This window comes from Zobellia roscoffensis (assembly GCF_015330165.1).
GTDB classification, from domain to species: domain Bacteria; phylum Bacteroidota; class Bacteroidia; order Flavobacteriales; family Flavobacteriaceae; genus Zobellia; species Zobellia roscoffensis.
Genome location: NZ_JADDXT010000002.1, coordinates 1,850,882 through 1,869,565, shown reverse-complemented (window position 1 = coordinate 1,869,565; position 18,684 = coordinate 1,850,882). Strand labels below are relative to the sequence as shown.

The 18,684-nt window shown below is 37.5% G+C and carries 10 protein-coding genes; all 10 read right to left on the bottom strand.

Features of this window, described 5'->3' with window-relative positions; translation table 11 throughout:
- Nucleotides 1-122: 122 nt before the first annotated feature.
- The 10 genes from IWC72_RS07900 to mutY all read right to left on the bottom strand — a co-directional run bounded on the left by IWC72_RS07900 (nt 123) and on the right by mutY (nt 18,566).
- The gene (locus IWC72_RS07900) at nt 123-1,445 is read right to left on the bottom strand and encodes a vanadium-dependent haloperoxidase (protein ID WP_194529403.1); all 1,323 of its coding nucleotides are present in this window, start codon (nt 1,443-1,445) and stop codon (nt 123-125) included.
- Nucleotides 1,429-4,932: a VCBS repeat-containing protein gene (locus IWC72_RS07895; RefSeq protein ID WP_194529402.1), complete on the bottom strand. Its 3,504-nt coding sequence runs from the start codon at nt 4,930-4,932 to the stop codon at nt 1,429-1,431. The genes IWC72_RS07900 and IWC72_RS07895 overlap by 17 nt, the downstream gene beginning before the upstream one ends.
- Before the next feature lie 2 nt (nt 4,933-4,934).
- Nucleotides 4,935-8,471 (bottom strand): VCBS repeat-containing protein, encoded by a 3,537-nt coding sequence (locus IWC72_RS07890; RefSeq protein WP_194529401.1) that lies wholly within the window; start codon nt 8,469-8,471, stop codon nt 4,935-4,937.
- Between the two features lie 115 nt (nt 8,472-8,586).
- Entirely contained in the window at nt 8,587-10,113 is a 1,527-nt protein-coding gene (locus IWC72_RS07885; RefSeq protein WP_194525672.1) for a RagB/SusD family nutrient uptake outer membrane protein, read from the bottom strand.
- A 22-nt stretch (nt 10,114-10,135) separates the two neighbouring features.
- Nucleotides 10,136-13,234 (bottom strand): SusC/RagA family TonB-linked outer membrane protein, encoded by a 3,099-nt coding sequence (locus tag IWC72_RS07880; protein WP_194525671.1) that lies wholly within the window; start codon nt 13,232-13,234, stop codon nt 10,136-10,138.
- 378 nt (nt 13,235-13,612) lie between these two features.
- Nucleotides 13,613-14,626, bottom strand: coding sequence for a GntR family transcriptional regulator (locus tag IWC72_RS07875; protein ID WP_194529400.1), 1,014 nt, complete (start codon nt 14,624-14,626; stop codon nt 13,613-13,615).
- A gap of 258 nt (nt 14,627-14,884) precedes the next feature.
- Nucleotides 14,885-15,412 (bottom strand): gliding motility lipoprotein GldD, encoded by a 528-nt coding sequence (gene gldD, locus IWC72_RS07870; protein WP_262893488.1) that lies wholly within the window; start codon nt 15,410-15,412, stop codon nt 14,885-14,887.
- Between the two features lie 13 nt (nt 15,413-15,425).
- Entirely contained in the window at nt 15,426-16,745 is a 1,320-nt protein-coding gene (locus IWC72_RS07865) for a gliding motility-associated protein GldE (protein ID WP_194525668.1), read from the bottom strand.
- Between the two features lie 176 nt (nt 16,746-16,921).
- Nucleotides 16,922-17,386, bottom strand: coding sequence for a single-stranded DNA-binding protein (locus IWC72_RS07860; RefSeq protein WP_194525667.1), 465 nt, complete (start codon nt 17,384-17,386; stop codon nt 16,922-16,924).
- 139 nt (nt 17,387-17,525) lie between these two features.
- A complete protein-coding gene (mutY, locus tag IWC72_RS07855; RefSeq protein ID WP_194529399.1) occupies nt 17,526-18,566 on the bottom strand; it encodes an A/G-specific adenine glycosylase in 1,041 nt (346 codons plus the stop codon).
- Nucleotides 18,567-18,684 lie beyond the last annotated feature (118 nt).

Sequence of the window (18,684 nt, the reverse complement as noted above, 5' to 3'; positions counted from 1 at the left end):
AGAAATATCTTTCATTTTTAGTAAACCTTCTACATACTTCATCTAAAAAGACAGCCAACTATCCAAAATATACTTAGACTCAAAAACATATCCTTTCGCTCAATAACTTTTAGCTTGAACCCTTAGTCAGACTTAAGGCGTTTTATAACAAACCCTCCTACTGCCTTTCCCTGCGCAACGCCAAGTTCAATAGCAGGTCTATAGTGTATTCCTCCATATAAGCGACTAATAGCTGCTTCTTCTGCAGCTTGCCAAAACGACTGAAAACTTCTTGGAGGAAGACCGTATGGAACTTCGGTTGCATCCACAAAAGCATAGTTCTCACCAAACAACTCCGTTAAGGCCGTTGCTGCGGCACTAGAAGCCACACTGTGTCCTGATGTATGCTCAGGAAAAGCCGGTGTTTGAAGAATAGGCTCCCAATCTTGGTCTATGTAATTATTGATATACGTTTCTGGCCTGGTTAAACTACTCTTATACTTCTGATCCCAACAACTGATAAATGCATCTGCAATTGTCACTCCTAACAAAGACATGGTTTCAGCAGCTGTTACGCCATCAGCTTTTTCTTCTTCCAATACTTGTGCTGCAATGTGCATCCAATGTCCTCCGGGTGATATTTGCTGCTGAAAATACATGACATGCCCCTTGGTATGAGATATATTAGGATTACAGTCCCAAAACTTGGCGACCTCCAATTGCTTATCATCTAATTTATTTACGGTTTCATACACCTCAACAGCTTCCTCATAAAACTTAGAATCTTTTTCAATATTAAAAGCAGTAGGAAGTCCAGGATCAAATTGTCCAGCAGATTCTAAAACAAAGGGTCTAATGGTGTTCCAATGTGGCTCTATGGCCTCCATATAATCTGGAGGGGTTGGCCTCCAACGACCCGCATCATCACTTACCGAATATCTAGGAAGCGCAGTACGGCGCAAGTATCCATCTTTTGCTGCCCAACTCAAGATTTCAGTTGCCAATTTTTCTCCAAAGGATACTGAATTTTGGTAAACTGCTTCGTCAATACCGATATCCTTAACTTCGGTCAACATACTACTCTTAATAGCTTCCACTTTATCCAAATCAAACACCAAGGCTTTACCCACATTCATGAAAGCCACCGCAGAAACCAATGGGTAATAATATTTTTTACCAGCTTCCGGTTCTGATAATTTATCTAAATCATTCAACTTAGACACTAAAGACTCCTTTGATGCATCTGCAAAACGAATACCCTCATAGGCGGCCACGTTGGAATACGCATAAATTCTACTTGCTACTGGCGGGGTAAAAATATCAGCAACTATAACATTTGTAAGCTGACGATTATAGTTTGATAAACCTCCTTCAAAATAAGCATCTAGCCCTTCTTGATTGTGCTTGGTGCCACAGGACACCAATAAAACCAAACATAATATGAGTATACTACTTAACTGCTTCATCTAAATACACTGTTTTTGTATTTCCATTTTTATCTATAACCTCAATCTCTCTAATATTCTTATTTAAGCCAATACTTCTGCTACTTTGAGATAAATATCCCGAACCAAAGTAAAACTCCTTCTTGTATTTCTGCCCGTTCTTTAATTTAATAACAGCCGAAAGTGCATTTGCCCCTACATTAATCACCTTTCCATTTCCGAGTTCTGTCTGCTGAAATATTTTTAGTTGATTATCATTATTTGCCGCCAATATATTTTGTCTTCCGTCACCCATATGAATCAAAGCCAAACCACTCGCATCCCAATCACTTAAAAACCCGCTTTCAGCTATAGAAATATTTTCAAAAGAACCTTTACCGTTTCCTTTTAAGAAAGCCCCAACAAATGCATCATAACGTCCTGTTGCCGCTTCTGTAGCATACGAGTTACCCGTCATGAGCACATCTAGATTTCCATCTTCATTAAAATCACTGACCACCACACCCTGAATAGGTGCTGTTTGCAATTCCAATGGAAGCTCATGGAGTTTAAATTTTCCATTCCCTTGATTTTCTACATAACTACTTGAGAAAGTATAACTCTTTACCACATAAGCGTCTTTCAATTCTTCCTGCAAAAATGATTTTTCAAAATTAGTTTCGGCATATGATTTATAGGTTTTAAATCTGCTCCGCATGGCATTAACCTGACCAATAATCTCATCACGCGAATGCGCTAAATGGTTTTCACCATTAATAAAATAACACATTATAGGGTCTACCCGACCGTCTTTATCATAATCCTTAGCATAGATACAAAGTGGCTCATCTGCAGTAACAGTGTACTTACTGTTAAGACCAAGGTTACCAAGAATATAATCTACATCGCCATCTTGGTCAAAATCTCCTCCGTTAATGCTGTTCCACCAACCTTCAGTTTTTGTTAATCCAGTGCCTTCCTTTTGCAGAACAAGCTTTCCTTTTTCGTTATGAAAAATACTGATAGGCATAAATTCACCTACCGCAATAAGGTCTGTCCACCCATCATTATCATAATCTGTCCATAAAGCAGAAGTAACCATAGTCAATTCTTTCCAACCTTCTATTGTATTGCTCGCATCAACGAACTTGAAATCACTACCGGATGATTGGTTTTCGAGCAAATAACTTTGTGCAGGCATTGGATATTTACCAGGATTAACCCTACCCCCTACAAACAAATCCAGGTCTCCATCTTTGTCATAATCATTAGCAACTACGCACGATCCACTTGCACTAATGGCAGGCAAAGCATCAGACAACATAAAACCACCTTTACCATCATTCACGTATAGCCTATCTTGAAATTTTCCAGCATCAACACTTGCACTTACACCACCACTAACCACATAGAGGTCATTATACCCATCACCATTAGCATCAAACAATAGGACACCCAGGTCCTCAAAATCGGCATCAAAACCTTCCTTTGAAACAAAACTTCCGTCAGTTTTTTGTAAAAGTAATTCTCCTGGTTGACCAATTGCTCCGCCAATATAAAAATCTTCCAAGCCATCTCCATTTACATCCGAAACAGCTAAACCTGGTCCGTTTCGTGAATGCATGTGCGGTAAAATAGGCTGTAGTTTAAAATCTACGAAGTCGTCTTCTTGATGCTTAAAGCTTACACCTAAACTATCCGTTACATCAGAGAAAAATTGTTTTTTAAATTCTTTTTTCTGTGGAATATCTTTGGTTGCATTTGACTGTTGCAACACCAAGACCGTATCTACTGCCTGATTATTCAAAATCTGATATGTACCGTTTGGCCACCAAACCTCAATACTCTCTATCTCTTTGGATTTACCCAAACCAAAATGTACTGTAGGATCTACGCTAGACTCATATCCCCGACTCAAATAATGTTGGTAAAATTGTTCCGAATCTGTGGTTGTCAGCTTCAATTTTGCTCCTATCCCTTGAAGATTGCCTTTTTCACCTTTCAGCTTAATTTTTAAATAGTGATTTTTTTTCTCTGGAAGGCCCACGTTTTCATATACAAAAGCAGGTTGATCCATATTGTTCACCAGTAAATCCAAATCCCCATCATTATCCAGATCGGCATATGCCGCACCATGGGAACAACTGGCTTTATCAATCCCCCAACTATCGGAAACTTTTTCAAAAGTCATATCCCCTTTATTACGATAGGCGTAGTTTGGTAAATCTGCCATGGGCAGTTCACTTATGGATTTCAATTTCATTTGGATTTTTGTATCCACATCACCTACGGGATTATCATAGGCCTTCTGATAATGGATATAATCTAAATCTCCCAAATCCCTTAAAAAACCATTGGTAACGTATAAATCTTTACGGCCATCATTATCATAATCTGCTAATAACGGGCTCCAACTCCAATCCGTACTACTAATGCCTGCCATAAAACCTACTTCACTAAACTTATCCCGGCCTTGGTTTAACTGCAGCGTATTGCGACTGTATTGTGCATTGTAACCTGCATCTAACATAATTTGAAAACGGTCATAACCCGTTGAGGAAATAATCAATTTTTGACGTTCATTATCTTCTGGGCGCATATCCAATACCATAATATCGGGCTCACCATTATTATCCACATCTGCAACATCGTTACCCATTCCCGCATATGAGGTATGCTTTATTTGCTCTGTAATCTGGTCTTTGAACGTGCCATCTTTTTGGTTGATATAGAGAATATCATTCCCAATAAAATCATTGGATACATAAATATCCGGCCAGTTATCACCATTAATGTCTGAGATGCCTACACCAAGTCCATAGCCCTCCAGTACAATTCCTGCTTTATCGGAAATATCCTGAAACTTACCGTTACCCATGTTTTCATATAAGCGGTCATTACTGACAGATTGCCCTTCTACTTCACGTGGTTTGCTCACATTTACATTGTATTCGTATGCCGCAGGGTTTACCAAAAGATACATATCCAAATCGCCATCCTTATCGTAATCCATAAAAGCAGCATGCATGCTTTGCCGCGTATCCGCAAGACCATACTCCTCGGCCATTTCGGTAAAGGTCATATCACCGTTATTAATATAAAGCATATTGGCTCGCTCGGAAACCTCTGCACTTCCTGAAACGCACACATAAATATCTAAAAATCCATCTTGGTTAATATCTACCATACTTACCCCTGTTCCCCAACGGGTATTGAGCAGTCCTGATTTTTCAGTAATATCCTCAAACTGAAAATTTCCTTTATTCCGATACAACCTACCTGAAACCATGTTCCCGCTAAAATACACATCCGTGAGGCCATCATTATCAATATCTCCTACCGCAACACCAGCACCGGTATACACATTCATGAATTCAAAAACATTAATGCTATCGTTTTCCGTAATCGTATTTTGAAAATCGATGCCCGTTTTTGACGCATCAAGCAACCTGAAACGATGCGTTTCTTTCTCACCACAACCCACAAATAGAAATGTGAGACCCAACACAAATATTAAAGGTTTCAACATTTTCATGGTTTTTTCAAGATTTCAGTTTCAACACCATTTACATCTATAACCTTTAGGGAAACTGCAGAATCTGGAACATTAAAATTTCGGCTTGAGCTTGAAAGATAACCCGCCCCATAATGGAATTCTACTTTTTGTTTCGTTCCATTATCAAAAGTGACCAAAGCTGATACCTCATTGGGCTTCGGTTTATAAATTCTATTTTTTATAGGTCGATAAAAGCTTTTTAAACCGGCATTATTCATTCCCGCTATAAGTAATTCTCTATCACCAGCATTTAAGCTAACTAGGCTTTTTGCATCCCCATCTACGAAAAATCCGCTTTGAGAGACATCGGCTTTACTAAAACCTCCTATACCATCACCAAGCAACAACCATCCTATAGCGGCATCATACCTGCCTGAAAACACTTCCCCACTGTAGAAATTACCAACTGCCAAAACATCTAAATTTTGATCATTATTATAATCGCCAACCATCATGCCATACATAGGCGCAATTTGGGCAGCTCTTGGCAATTCTGAAAGCCTGAATTTTCCATTTCCCAAATTCTCAAGATACGAATTAGCAAAAGTTTCACTTCGTACCACGTGCGCTTGCTCTATTTCTTCCTTTAAAAAAGACTCCTCAAAAGTAGCATCTGCATAATCAGAAAAAGTCCTGAAGCGTGAGCGCATAGCATTGACCTGACTAATTAAATCATTACGTGAGTGTGCCACATAGTTTTCTCCATCTACATAATGACACATAACCGGGTCTATTTGGCCGTTCTTATCATAGTCGCTAGCGTAGACGCACAAAGGTTCTTTTGTACTGGCCTTGAATTTACTATTGAGTCCAAGATTTCCTAAAACATAATCTGTATCTCCATCCTTATCAAAATCACCTGATGTAATGCTATTCCACCAACCATTAGTGTGCGAAAGACCTGTTATTTCGGTAACATCGGACAATTCTCCTTTATTATTCTGAAAGAAACGAGCCGCCATAAATTCCCCAACAACAATTAAATCTTCCCAGCCATCATTATTAAAATCCGTCCATAAGGCCGAAGTTACCATCCCCAAATTGGTAAGGTCTAAATTGGCAGACTGTTCATCTTTTACAAACTTTATTCCGGTTCCTGTACCGTTATTTTTCAAGAGAAAACTCTCCGGCGATAATGGGTATTCACCAGGTCTTATTCTACCACCTACAAAAAGGTCTAAATCACCATCTTTATCATAATCTGCCGCCGTAACCACAGAACCACTGACCAACATATTTGGAAGTGCATTGGTTTGAGTAAAGTTACCCAACCCATCATTTTCATAAAGTCTATCTTGGTAGGCCTTATCACCCACCTGATATGAAGAGCCACCACTTACAACATACAAATCTTGGTCACCATCATTGTCGACATCAAAAAACAACGCACCCATGTCTTCATTTTTCATTTCCTCAAATTCGGAAGTTATAAAAGAACCATCTACTTTTTGAAGTAGTATTGCACCGGCTTGACCAGTTGCCCCACCAACGTATAAATCTTCCAAACCATCGCCATTTACATCTGCCACCGCCATTCCCGGTCCATTTTTAGAATGCATATGTGGCAACAATGCCTGAACCTTAAAATCTACAAATTCATTCTCAACGTGTAACCGATTAAGACCAATACTATCTATTGGCTGAAGCCATGTTTTAAGTGTTTCGCTTTTTTTGGTTTGTTTTCCTTCTACAGCATTCTCATACTGAAGTACCAACTCCTGATTGACAGCAACGCCTTGAAGATTCTGAGTTTTCCCATCGGGCCATATGACTTTTATGCTATCCAATTCTTTGGATTGGCCCACTCCAAAATGCAACGCTTGTTCTACCGTAGATAAATACCCACGATAAGGCGTGAAATATTTTTTTTGTACACTACCCCCATAGAAGATTTCGACCTTGCTTCCTAACGCTTGTTTGTTCTTTTCAGAACCTTTAAACTTGAACCTAATGTATCTGTTTTCCTCTGAAGAAAGTGTGTTTTCAAATAAACCAGCGGGATCATCAATATTGTTCATTACCAAATCCAAATCGCCATCATTATCCAAATCGGCGTATGCCATGCCATTAGAGTATGTTGGTTTATCAAAACCTACTTCTGTAGAAGCATCTTCAAATGTTAGGTTACCAGTATTCTTGAAGAAGTAGTTGTTTTCTTTTATTCCCGGTAGTTTATTGAGTTCTTCAATACGTTTTTTACGATTGGCCTCTGCTGTACCCATGGTTAATACCCGATCCCCGTAGACCATAAAGTCCAGATTGGTAATATCTTGTCGGTAACCATTAGTAATGCAAAGATCATTAAGTCCGTCTTGGTCAAAATCTGCAAACAAGGCACTCCAGCTCCATTCCGTTGCATCAATTCCTGCAAGCTGTCCCACTTCACTAAAAGAACCATTGCCATTGTTGAGCTGCAGTGTGTTTCTAATATATTGAGGTTGATAACCGTAATCTAGTCTATTTCTAAACTGATCATAATTATTGCCCATCATGGTGAGTTTCCACCGTTTATTGTCTGGCGGAAGCATATCCAAAACAACAACATCCATATTCCCGTCATTATTAATATCAGCAATATCATTGCCCATACCATTAAAAGTAAGATGTTTAAAATAAGAGGCTATTTCATTTTTGAACGTACCATTTTTTTGATTGATATAGAGCAAATCATCCGTAAGGAAATCATTGGACACATAGATATCTGGCCAACCATCTGAATTCATATCACATACTTCAATACCAAGACCATACCCTTCAATAGAAATACCTGATTCGGCCGAAACATCGGTAAAAACTGGATTCCCAGCTTCGTTCTCGCCACTGTCATTTCTAAAGAGTTTATCTACAGAAGGAACTTTTTCTCGACCTTCTTTAGGTTTTGCCGTATTTCTATTAAAATCTACCAATGCATTGTTCAAAAGGTACATATCTAAATCGCCATCTCCATCATAATCAAAGAAAACCGATTGCACTGAATAACTTGTGTCTGCCAACCCCCATTTTTGAGCTTCTTCAGTAAAAGACAACTTACCATCCTTTAAACCATTATTTACAAACAATAGGTTCGCTTTGTTTTCACTTTTTGCATTTCTTGGCCCTGCTCTACAAACATAAATATCAGGAAAACCATCTTGATTAATATCAACTATAGCCACACCATTAGACCAATGCGTAGAACCCACATTTGCCGACTCAGTAATATCTTCAAACTTAAAATTACCTTGGTTACGATACAGGCGGTTGCTCACCATATTTCCCGTAAAATAGACATCCTGAAGGCCGTCCAAATCAAAATCGGCCACAGCAACACCAGCGCCATTGTACATATACTCAAAATCTAGTATGGTAAGTGTATCTGTTAGGTTTAGTTTATTTTGAAACGTTAGACCAGATTCAGAAGATGTTATTTCTTTAAAAAGTGTTTTTTCATTCTTAGAGCATGATAAAATACATAATACCACGCAGGAGAAGAGCGAGTAATAAAACAAACTGATTTTATACGTAGCGAACATGAAAGAAATTAAAAACGTCTATAAATAGAAAGGAATCCAATCTAGGGGTTATTCAAAATTGGATTCCTTTCAGTAAAATTACTATACTTTTTAGGGAAACCCTAAAAGAAGATTATTAATATCCTGAGTTCTGGATTAGCAAACCTTTAGACCTATCAATTTCTGTAAGTGGAAACGGAAATACATTGTATTTATCGTCCCAAGCAGCTCCAAAAATCTCAGCTCCAATTCCCCATCTAGTAATATCAAAGTACCTGTGTGGTTCTAAGGCCAGCTCTACTCTTTTTTCCTGCATTAACGCGTCCATAGGGTCTAACGAACGGTCAACAAGACCTAGACCAGCTCTATCACGAATATCATCTATTTCGTCAAAAGCAAGTCCAACATCACCTCCACCTTGAATCAAAGCTTCCGCATAAAGTAATTTAGCTTCTGCAAATCTAAACCAACGCTCATTGTTAAAATCTACTTGTCCGTTAGCAGAAGAGTTACCTACTACAGCATTTAAAGTTCCTCTATACTTCTTCAAAGTATACCCTGACGAAGACCAAGCAGGATCATAAGGAATTTCATAACGCGTTCCATCAAAAGAATAATACATATCACCATCTTGATATACAGTAACCGCTAATCTTTCATCACCTGCCTCATAAGCATCCACTAAATCTTGAGTAGGAACCCACTGACCTTGTTTTCCGCCCGGTGCATCACCACCTGCATCCCAATAATTTCCTCGCGCCGTTCCTTGAGAAGCTTTAAAATCTTCTGAGTGTGTATCATCAAAAACCCAAAGGTTATCATCAGAAAACGGACCACCATACTGGATTTCAAAAATAGATTCTGAATTATTCTCATTCGTGTAAGCAAATAACTGCTCATAGTCTGGAACCAAAACATAAGGTCCCGAATTAACAACCTCTTCTAGTGCCGTAATAGCTGTTGGCCAATCTTCTTTCCAAACATTTACTTTACCAATATACGCTTTAGCAGTCCATAAGGTAACTCTACCTGTATTAGAGCCATCCCAATCAGCAGGAAGACCTGCCTCAGCTTCAGCCAAATCTGCCAATATTGCGGCATATAATTCTTCTTGTGTTGCATTTGGTCTGGCCTGATCATTAATATCTGTTCTAATATCTAGGGCTAAAGGTGGCGTACCAAACATCTTCATAGCCTGAAAATGAAACCAAGCTCTTAAAAATTTAGCTTCGGCATTAATTATGGTCTTATCTTCTGCAGTTAACTCATTCTCTTTTTCAAGATTTTCAAGTACAATATTTGCTCTATATATACCTTCATAAATCTGAGTGTAAACTGCTCCGAAAGGAACATCATTAGAACGAAGTAAGAGGTTATCTATATCTCTAGAAGAAGTTCCGTTTACTTCATCGGCTGCTACATCATCGGTTATTGCCAAGGAGATTTTCCAAAACTCACCTCTTTCACCCAACGTCTCAGTACTAGTTCCCCAAAAATCTTGGATAGATGAATAGGAAGCAAAAACAGCTCCATCAAAATCCGTTCTTGTTTTGTAAAACTGATCCGTAGTCACACGGTCCAGAGGCTCAAGGTCTAGCTGGTCACCACAGGAGAGAACTCCTAACAGTGATGCACATGCAAAAAATACAATTATTTTTTTCATAATATTTTATAATTTTTTAAACTTAATTGAACGTTACGGATAACCCTAACTGAAAGATTCTAGGTGTTGGTGAAGCTCCACCATCTTGACCTGTAGCCAATGTAAACTCACCCTTTTGAAAACTCTGCGTTCTACCAACTTCTGGATCATAACCAGAATACTTAGTAAATGTTGCTAAGTTTTGAGCACCAACATAAATTCTAAAATTAGAAATCATATCGTTTGTCCAAGAAGTTAATAAATCTTGAGGAAGGTTATAGCCTATTTGTGCATTCTGAATTCTTAAATAACCTGCATCTTCAATCCATCTATCTGAATATCTGTTGTTCCCGTTAGGATCGTTCAACGTCAATCTTGGATTTGAACTAGAAGTAGCAGTTCCTTCACCCGTCCACCGGTCTAAAACCTGCGTACTAAAGTTGTTACCAGAACTTAAATCTTCCAATGCTATTCTAGCAGAATTATAAACTTGCTTGTTTCCTACCCCTCTAAAATTGATTGAGAAATCAAACCCTTTATATGCTGCATTAAAATTCATACCGTAGTAGAATCCAGGAAAAGGACTTCCTAGTTCAGTTCTATCATCAGCGTCAACAATACCATCACCATTTACATCTACAAAACGTATGTCTCCAGGAGAAGGCGTTCCGTTAGCATCTGGTACGGCAGCCGCAACCTCAGCATCATTTTGATACAAACCATCAGTCTTATAGCCATAAAAATGGCCAAGGCTTTCACCTTCTATAGTTCTGTGCGTACTTGCACCTCCAATTCCTGTTATGATTTGAGTAACCTCTCCTAAATCAGTAACCTCATTATTGTTTGTTGTGAAATTACCACCAATAGAATATGTAAAATCCCCAGCTTCACCTGCGTAGTTAAGTGATAATTCAAGTCCAGAGTTTTTAATAGAACCGATATTAGCATCAGGAGCTAAGAAAAAGCCAGAAACGTATGGTAATGGTAACCCGATAAGAACGCCGTCATTAACTTTATTGTAATAATCAAAGCTACCGGTCAACTTGTAATTGAATAAACTAAAATCAAGACCTACATCAAATTGAGTACTCGTTTCCCAAAACAAATCTTGATTGGCAAAAGTGGTAGGTGCAGGAGCTGTAACTGTCCCCTGATCATCACCGATCACATATCTTATATTACTATCTACAGCACTTAAATATGGGAAATTCGTTGGCGAGGCCTGGTTACCAGACTGACCCCATCCTGCACGAATCTTTAAATCATCAAAAGCTCCATCCTTTGGAAAAAATTCCTCATCTGAAACTCTCCAACCTAAAGATACAGAAGGAAACACATCTGTTCTGTTATCAGGAGAAAATCTTGAAGTTGCATCACGTCGAATATTAAATGTAGCTAAATATTTTCCTTGATAGTTATAGGTGAGTCTACCCAACCATCCTTGTAAGGTCCATAAATCCGCCTCATTGGCCGCCCCTACCGTGCCAACCTCTCCGGTTGATGCAAAGTTCTCATTAAATAAACTTCTACCTTGTACACGTAACTTGTCAAATCTAAATTTTGTTTGCTCAAAACCGAACAATGCTCCTATATTATGATCGCCAAAAGTCTTATCGTACTGCAAAGTAGCAGCTGATGTTAACGTTAATTCAATAGGTCTGGAAGAAACCAAAAGAGATGACCCAGTAGAATTATTCAGAACGGCATCAGATGTAAAATAATCACCAACACCCACGTTGTAATCTATACCTAAAGAAGGTCTAAATCTTAACCCGTCTAAAATCTGTAATTCCCCGTAGAAACTAGCTAAGATTTTGCGTGTCTGTAAATTTGTGGTTGTGTATCTATCATCGGTATTAAACAGGTAGTTGTTCGCTGTTATACCGTTACCCCTAGTTTCCGGAGTAGAATCATTATAACCAAAAGCTCCATTACCATAAGGCTGGTAATATGGTGCATTCAATGCAGAATTAAAACCTGCATAAATACCTTGTTCACTTTGCACTTGTCTATCCGTTTGACTTAAAAGAATGGATTCACCAAATTTTAAATATTTACCAACGTTAATTTCTGAATTAGCTTTCAAAGAATACCTTTTAAAACCTTGAGCTAATTCAATACCATCCTGATCTAACAATCCTCCGGAAATAAAATATTTGGCCTTATCATTTCCACCACTAACACTTACATTGTGGTTTTGAATGAATCCTGTTTGAAAAATTAAATCTTGCCAATCAACATATGGGCTTCCAGAAAACTCTGAAAGGTCCCTACCTAATTGACCTTGAATATCAATAAACTGCTCTACATCTAGAACATCTATTCTATCTCTAGCCGTAGAAGTTGAAACATAACCGTTATAAGTTACCTTAGCGTCTCCGCTCTTTCCTCTTTTGGTCGTAACGATAATAACACCGTTTGCAGCTCTAGACCCATAAATTGCCGTTGAGGCAGCATCCTTTAAAACATCTATAGATTCAATATCATTAGCATTTAAACCAGCTAATGGGTTAGAATCTGTAGTAGAAGAGGTGTTTACAGTTATATTGGTTGTCTGTACAATAGGAATACCATCAATTACCCATAATGGGTCTGTATTTCCCGCAGTACCTACACCTCTAATCAACACACTAATAGGGGCACCTGGATCACCACTACGATTTGTAATATTTACCCCAGAAATAGTACCCGCCAACGCTTGATCAGGGCTAGTAATAGGTTTGGAAACAATATCCGCAGAACTAATAGATCCAACAGCACCTGTTAAATCTGCTTTTCGTTGGGTACCGTACCCAACGACAACTACTTCGCTAAGTGCCTGTGCATCTTCGGCCAAAGTAACATTAATTGTTGTGCGGCCATCTATAGCCACTTCTTGTTTGGAATACCCCACATAGGAGAAGACCAAAGCAGAGCTGCCTTCCGGCACCTCTATACTGTAATTTCCATCAAAATCCGAAACGCTTCCAACGGTAGTACCTTTCACCAATACGTTTACGCCAGGCAATACGCCCTGGTCGTCAGAAGTAGTACCTGAAATTGTGGTTTGTGCGCACAAAGATGCAACACTGAAGAAAAACAAAGCTGCGAGCACAAAACCATGTGATCGAACTCTATTTAATCTCTTAAAGTTCTGGTTCATAATGAGTAGTTTAAGTTAGTAATAAATTGAGTTAGTATTTTTGTTTTCACCACACGTAACGCTCATCAGAACGTTAAAAAAGACTAAAAACAAAATTAAGCCGAGCGTTACATAAATGCACTTTAACGGTATTATAATACAAGTTACCCCCTTTTTTTTGAAAAAAACAAAATTTAAAGGCATTGAACAACAAAATATTTAACATCACGAAAAGAATCTATGCTACACTATGCTACAAAGCAAAAATAAGAATTTTTTCCATACCAAAAACAATTTTCGCTGCCAAAAATGAGAATTAATCATTTTAAGCGCTAAAAAATAGATATTCTAAAATTTATAAGGATGAATTTTACAGCAAATTCAGCTATTACGCTAATATCACAAAGAGTTACGCTTAAACAGTTTTGAAGTAACAATGGTCTGAGAAACCATGTTATTTTTAATGTGTTGGGCAGCCATTGTAGCCATATCTTTAAAATCCGTAGAGATTGTAGTAATACCTCCAAAGGCAATTTCTTTAATTATGTGGTCATTATGAGATAGCACCCCCACATCTTCGCCCACTTCCAAATTAGAATTATGGCAGTCCTTAAGTAATTCCCAAAGAGAAGCGTCATTAATGAAAAAGTAAATGGATTCTTTTTCAAGAGAACCTTCAACATAATCCTCTAACACAACTCCATTTATACCATAATCAGCAATGAACCTATGGAAGGCCAATAAAATTCCACGTGGGTAGTCTCTATTTTCAGCATAAAAAAGAACTAGCTTCTTATATTTTCTAATTTCTGGAAGCAACTCTATTAACTTATCAAATGTGGTTGCCTCAAATTCCTGAGCTATATACGAATACTCATCTGGCATTGGCAAATACCGGTCAACTATCAGTAACTTTTGAGGTTCGATCGTCAAAAGAAGAGGCCTAATTACCTTATCTGGAATTGGAGCTACCACATACATTCCATATTTACCTCGAATATTATTGAAAATGGTCTCAAAAATCGAAATGTTGTTGTGATGAAAAAAAACATCTATCTGATACTTATTTCCTAGTTCTTTTCTGAAAGAGTTATAAAAGTCTTCTTGGAAACGTTGAAAAGAAAATAAAAGCAAGGCTATCCTCAACGTCACTTTAGTCTCATCACTTATAATAAAGTACCCTTTTAATTTTTTAGACTCTACCAGCCCTCTCTCTTTTAACTCCTCATAAGCCTTAACTATGGTCTTTCTAGCATAGCCAATATCTGATACCATTTTATTTATTGATGGTAATTTATCACCAACCAAAAGCTCCCCAGAATCCAAAGCTTCTATAACACCATGCACCAATTGTTCGTGCTTGGTCAAGCTATTTACTTCTTTTAGTCGATGGATTATCTGGAGTAAAGACATTAAGTATTATTGAAAATTAAAAATAGGGTGCGCTTTGTAAGTATAATAATACAAATTTATTATAATAAACTTCAAAACCGTTAACTTTTTTAATAACAAAAGAACAAATATTTCACATGGAAGTAAATATTACTTTCATTTTTGATGAATACACAATTCAATCAGCCTGATTTAGATTTATAGACACCTAAATTTAGCACAAAACTTAAGGTTTTTAAAAGAAAAGACCAAATCAAAGCTCATACTCTAGGCGCCTTTTTACTCTTTCCACTTTAAGGTTTCCATAATCCCTCGAATATCATTCTGAAGATAGGCCGCCGCTGGATATATTGAATCATAGTTGGGTCTCGTGTAGAAATATAATGACCCCGTTACAAAGTTATCAGTACTATCAGTAACATAAAATTGTGCTTGTGATGCAGCATTACCAGTAACCTCATAAAACATACCGTAAACACCGTTTTTTTCATTTACAAAAGGTTGCTCCAATATACCATCTGCTTTCACAGAATGCTCATAACTTAGTCTTTGGGCATCAGCAAGCAACTTTTCAACATTGTCCTCTACCTTTTTATAGTTGATATAAATCTCACCCTTCATCTCTGGGTATCCTAAAACTAGAGAAGTCTTTGTTTTACTTTTTATTTTAGCCTTGATATTGTAGTCGAACATAAAATGTTCTGTCTGCAATTTTCCTTGCTTTGGTGCCCCATATTCCAAACGTAATTGCGCTTTAGGCTTTGGCAAGACCTCCTCTTTACAGCCAATAGCTAATATGAATACCATCAAAAGAAAAAAACTATATCTGTACATCTTGGGGCAACGTTATTTTTATTTGCTTCAACCTCTTTTTGTCTAAGCTTTCTACTATAAACTGATATTCATTAAATACAATTATCTCTCCTCTTTTAGGAAAACTTCCCGCTATTTCAAGAACAAAACCAGCAATAGTCTCAGACTCTCCCTTGTGTTCTTCAAAATCGATTTCATTTTCAATTTTGGCTACGCGATAAAAATCCTTAAGCGCAGTCTTCCCATCAAAAACAAAATTAAAATCATCTAGTTTTGAAAAAATAAGGTCTTCATCATCAAATTCATCGCTAATATCACCAACTATTTCCTCAATAATATCTTCTAAAGTAACAATACCTGAAGTACCTCCATACTCATCTACAACTACAGCCAGGTGATTTTTTTTCTCCTGGAACTCTAATAATAAGTCATCTAGCTTTTTGTTTTCCGGAACAAAATAGGGCTCACGGATAAGCGTCATCCAGTTAAAGGTCTTCCTATCTATATAAGGTAACAAATCTTTAACGTAGAGCACTCCCAGAACATTGTCCATATTCTCTGAAAAAACCGGAATTCTAGAATACCCGTGTTTTTTAATTTCTGCAAAAATTTCAAGAAATTTCATATCCTCGCTCACTGCAAAGATGTCTATACGCGGACGCATTACCTGTTTGGTATCTGTATTCCCAAAGGTTACTATACCTTGTAGTATCTTTTGTTCTTCTTTGGTTGTATCTCCGTCCGAAGTTAATTCTAAAGCTTGAGAAAGATGATCTACGCTTAAATTGGATTTTTGCTTACCCAATTTATCATATAAAAATAGAGTTCCCGCCCGCATAGGAAGACTCAACGGACTAAACAAAAAATCTAGCACATTAAGCGGGTATGACATAAGGTGGGCAAATGCTTTTCTATTTCGGTTTGCATAAACTTTTGGTAAAATCTCACCGAACATTAATATCAAAAAAGTAGCTACTACAACTTCTAAGAGAAACCGTACCCATTCTAACTCAACATTTGCAAAAAGAGAGTTGCCAATAGTACTGAATAGTAGAACTACACCAATATTAATGGCATTATTAGCGATAAGAATAGTAGCCAGTAGTTTTTTAGGGCGATCAAGAAGTTTAACTATTATATTTCCACGTACACTTTTCTCTTCCGAAATCTCATTTACATCTGTAGGTGAAAGTCCAAAAAAAGCAACTTCTGCACCAGAAACAAGCGCAGATGACATTAATAATACAACAAGAATTGTAATCTCAAATGCAAAAGCACCTACTAGAGTAATGAAATAAGGTACTAAACTAAGGGGGTCAGGGTCCAACGGCCAAAAATTTAGAAATAAACAGTGGTTTGTGAATACAACTTAACCCCTAACTTCTGCCCAATATGCAAACTGGCAGAGTCCAAAGATTCTATAAAACTACAATTGTCTAAATATACTTGCTTCATAGCATTTAATTGTATCTCTAGGGGTTTACTAAAAATACATAATTTTTCTTAAAAAGGAAGGTCATCATCTTCCTCTGATCTAACTTCTGGAGCTGCCTTAGCGCTACTGGCTGTATTTGAAACGGTATTTTGCTGTGGTTGTTGTCCTCCAGATTGTTGATTTGACATACTTTCTTTCTTCGTAGAGAGAAATGTAAACTCTTGAACATGAATTTCCGTACTGTAACGTGTATTACCATCTTCACCTTGCCATTGACGGTTTTTCAAACGGCCTTCCACATACACCTTATCGCCTTTACTCAAATACTTTTCACATATTTCAGCAGCTTTATTTCGCACTACAACATTATGCCAATCTGTATTTGTAACGCGCTCTCCGGTTTGCTTGTTGGTATAGCTTTCATTAGTAGCAATAGGAAACCGACCAATACATCCTCCTCCTTCAAAATAATGCATCTTCACCTCATCACCTAAATGGCCAATTAACATTACTTTATTCAACGTACCACTCATAGTCTCCTTTTTTTTTTGCAATTTGAATCTACAAATATACTTGTTTTTTAGCCTTCAGTACCAAGTGATTCTGTTACGATTTTTATAATTTATGCAAAGGTCAACAGAAAATGGAAAAGGTAAGGCATGCTACCAAAAACTACTTCTTTCCAAACCGATCTAAAAACTCAGCAATAAGAACGGGTACAGGGTAGTTCTCAACGTCTTCAAACGAAATACTCTCTTTGAGACCACCTTTTGTATGCACGATCCAAAATGTAGTATATAAATGTTGATGCGATAGCTTATGAACAATAGCATCTGTATTAAACTTATCCACAGAAACCACTTCAGTATTACAATATAAAGTACTTAATTCCCGCTCCAAAGCAGGTTTTGAAAGTTCACTATCTGACTCCACAAGTGGAAATTGCCAAAGATTTTGCCATATTCCTTTACCTTTTCGTTGTTCGAGTATTGTTTCCCCTCGTTCCGATATAAAAACCACATAATTGAAGTATCTATTGCGGACTTTAGTCTTTTTCAACTTTACCGGGAGCTCTGCCACCTTATTAGTTTGTAGCGCTACACAACTTTCATTCAAAGGGCATATGTTGCAATCTGGACTTTTTGGCGAACACTGAATGGCACCAAATTCCATAATTCCTTGGTTATAATCACGAATGTTTTGCACATTCATGACCTCCTTGGCTAACTTTTTGAAATATTTAACACCTTCGGTACTATTAATGGGTAAATCAACTCCAAAATAACGTGACAAAACCCTATAAACATTACCATCTACCACTGCTTCAGGCCTATCAAAACAAATAGATGAAATTGCACTTGCCGTATAGTCCCCCACTCCTTTGAGCAACAGTAATTCTTTATAGGTATCAGGAAATTTACCCCCATATTCACCAACTACCATCTTAGCCGTAGCATGTAAGTTTCGTGCTCTTGAATAATAGCCCAAACCCTGCCAAAGCTTTAAAACTTCCTCCTCGGAAGCGCTTGCAAGATCATGTACTTTAGGGTAATTATGAATGAACTTTAAGTAGTACGGAGTACCTTGAACCACCCGTGTTTGCTGCAACATAATCTCAGAAAGCCATATCTTATATGGGTCCCTTGTGCTCCTCCACGGCAAGGTTCTTTTATTTACTTTATACCAAACAAGAATTCGCTCTGAAAATGTCATTTTTGTAACTGCTATGGCACGAAATTAATTGTTTATTAAATGATATGCATACCCAAGAATAGGCATAAATTGAAAAGTGAAGGTGAACGACTTAAAATTAACCCTTTAGCACGAAAGA

Bases quoted from the DNA above. Each gene is read 5' to 3' on its own strand.
- IWC72_RS07900 (WP_194529403.1), bottom strand. From the start codon at position 1,445: ATGAAGCAGTTAAGTAGTATACTCATATTATGTTTGGTTTTATTGGTG.
- IWC72_RS07895 (WP_194529402.1), bottom strand. From the start codon at position 4,932: ATGTTGAAACCTTTAATATTTGTGTTGGGTCTCACATTTCTATTTGTG.
- IWC72_RS07890 (WP_194529401.1), bottom strand. From the start codon at position 8,471: ATGTTCGCTACGTATAAAATCAGTTTGTTTTATTACTCGCTCTTCTCC.
- IWC72_RS07885 (WP_194525672.1), bottom strand. From the start codon at position 10,113: ATGAAAAAAATAATTGTATTTTTTGCATGTGCATCACTGTTAGGAGTT.
- IWC72_RS07880 (WP_194525671.1), bottom strand. From the start codon at position 13,234: ATGAACCAGAACTTTAAGAGATTAAATAGAGTTCGATCACATGGTTTT.
- IWC72_RS07875 (WP_194529400.1), bottom strand. From the start codon at position 14,626: ATGTCTTTACTCCAGATAATCCATCGACTAAAAGAAGTAAATAGCTTG.
- gldD (WP_262893488.1), bottom strand. From the start codon at position 15,412: ATGGTATTCATATTAGCTATTGGCTGTAAAGAGGAGGTCTTGCCAAAG.
- IWC72_RS07860 (WP_194525667.1), bottom strand. From the start codon at position 17,386: ATGAGTGGTACGTTGAATAAAGTAATGTTAATTGGCCATTTAGGTGAT.
- mutY (WP_194529399.1), bottom strand. From the start codon at position 18,566: ATGACATTTTCAGAGCGAATTCTTGTTTGGTATAAAGTAAATAAAAGA.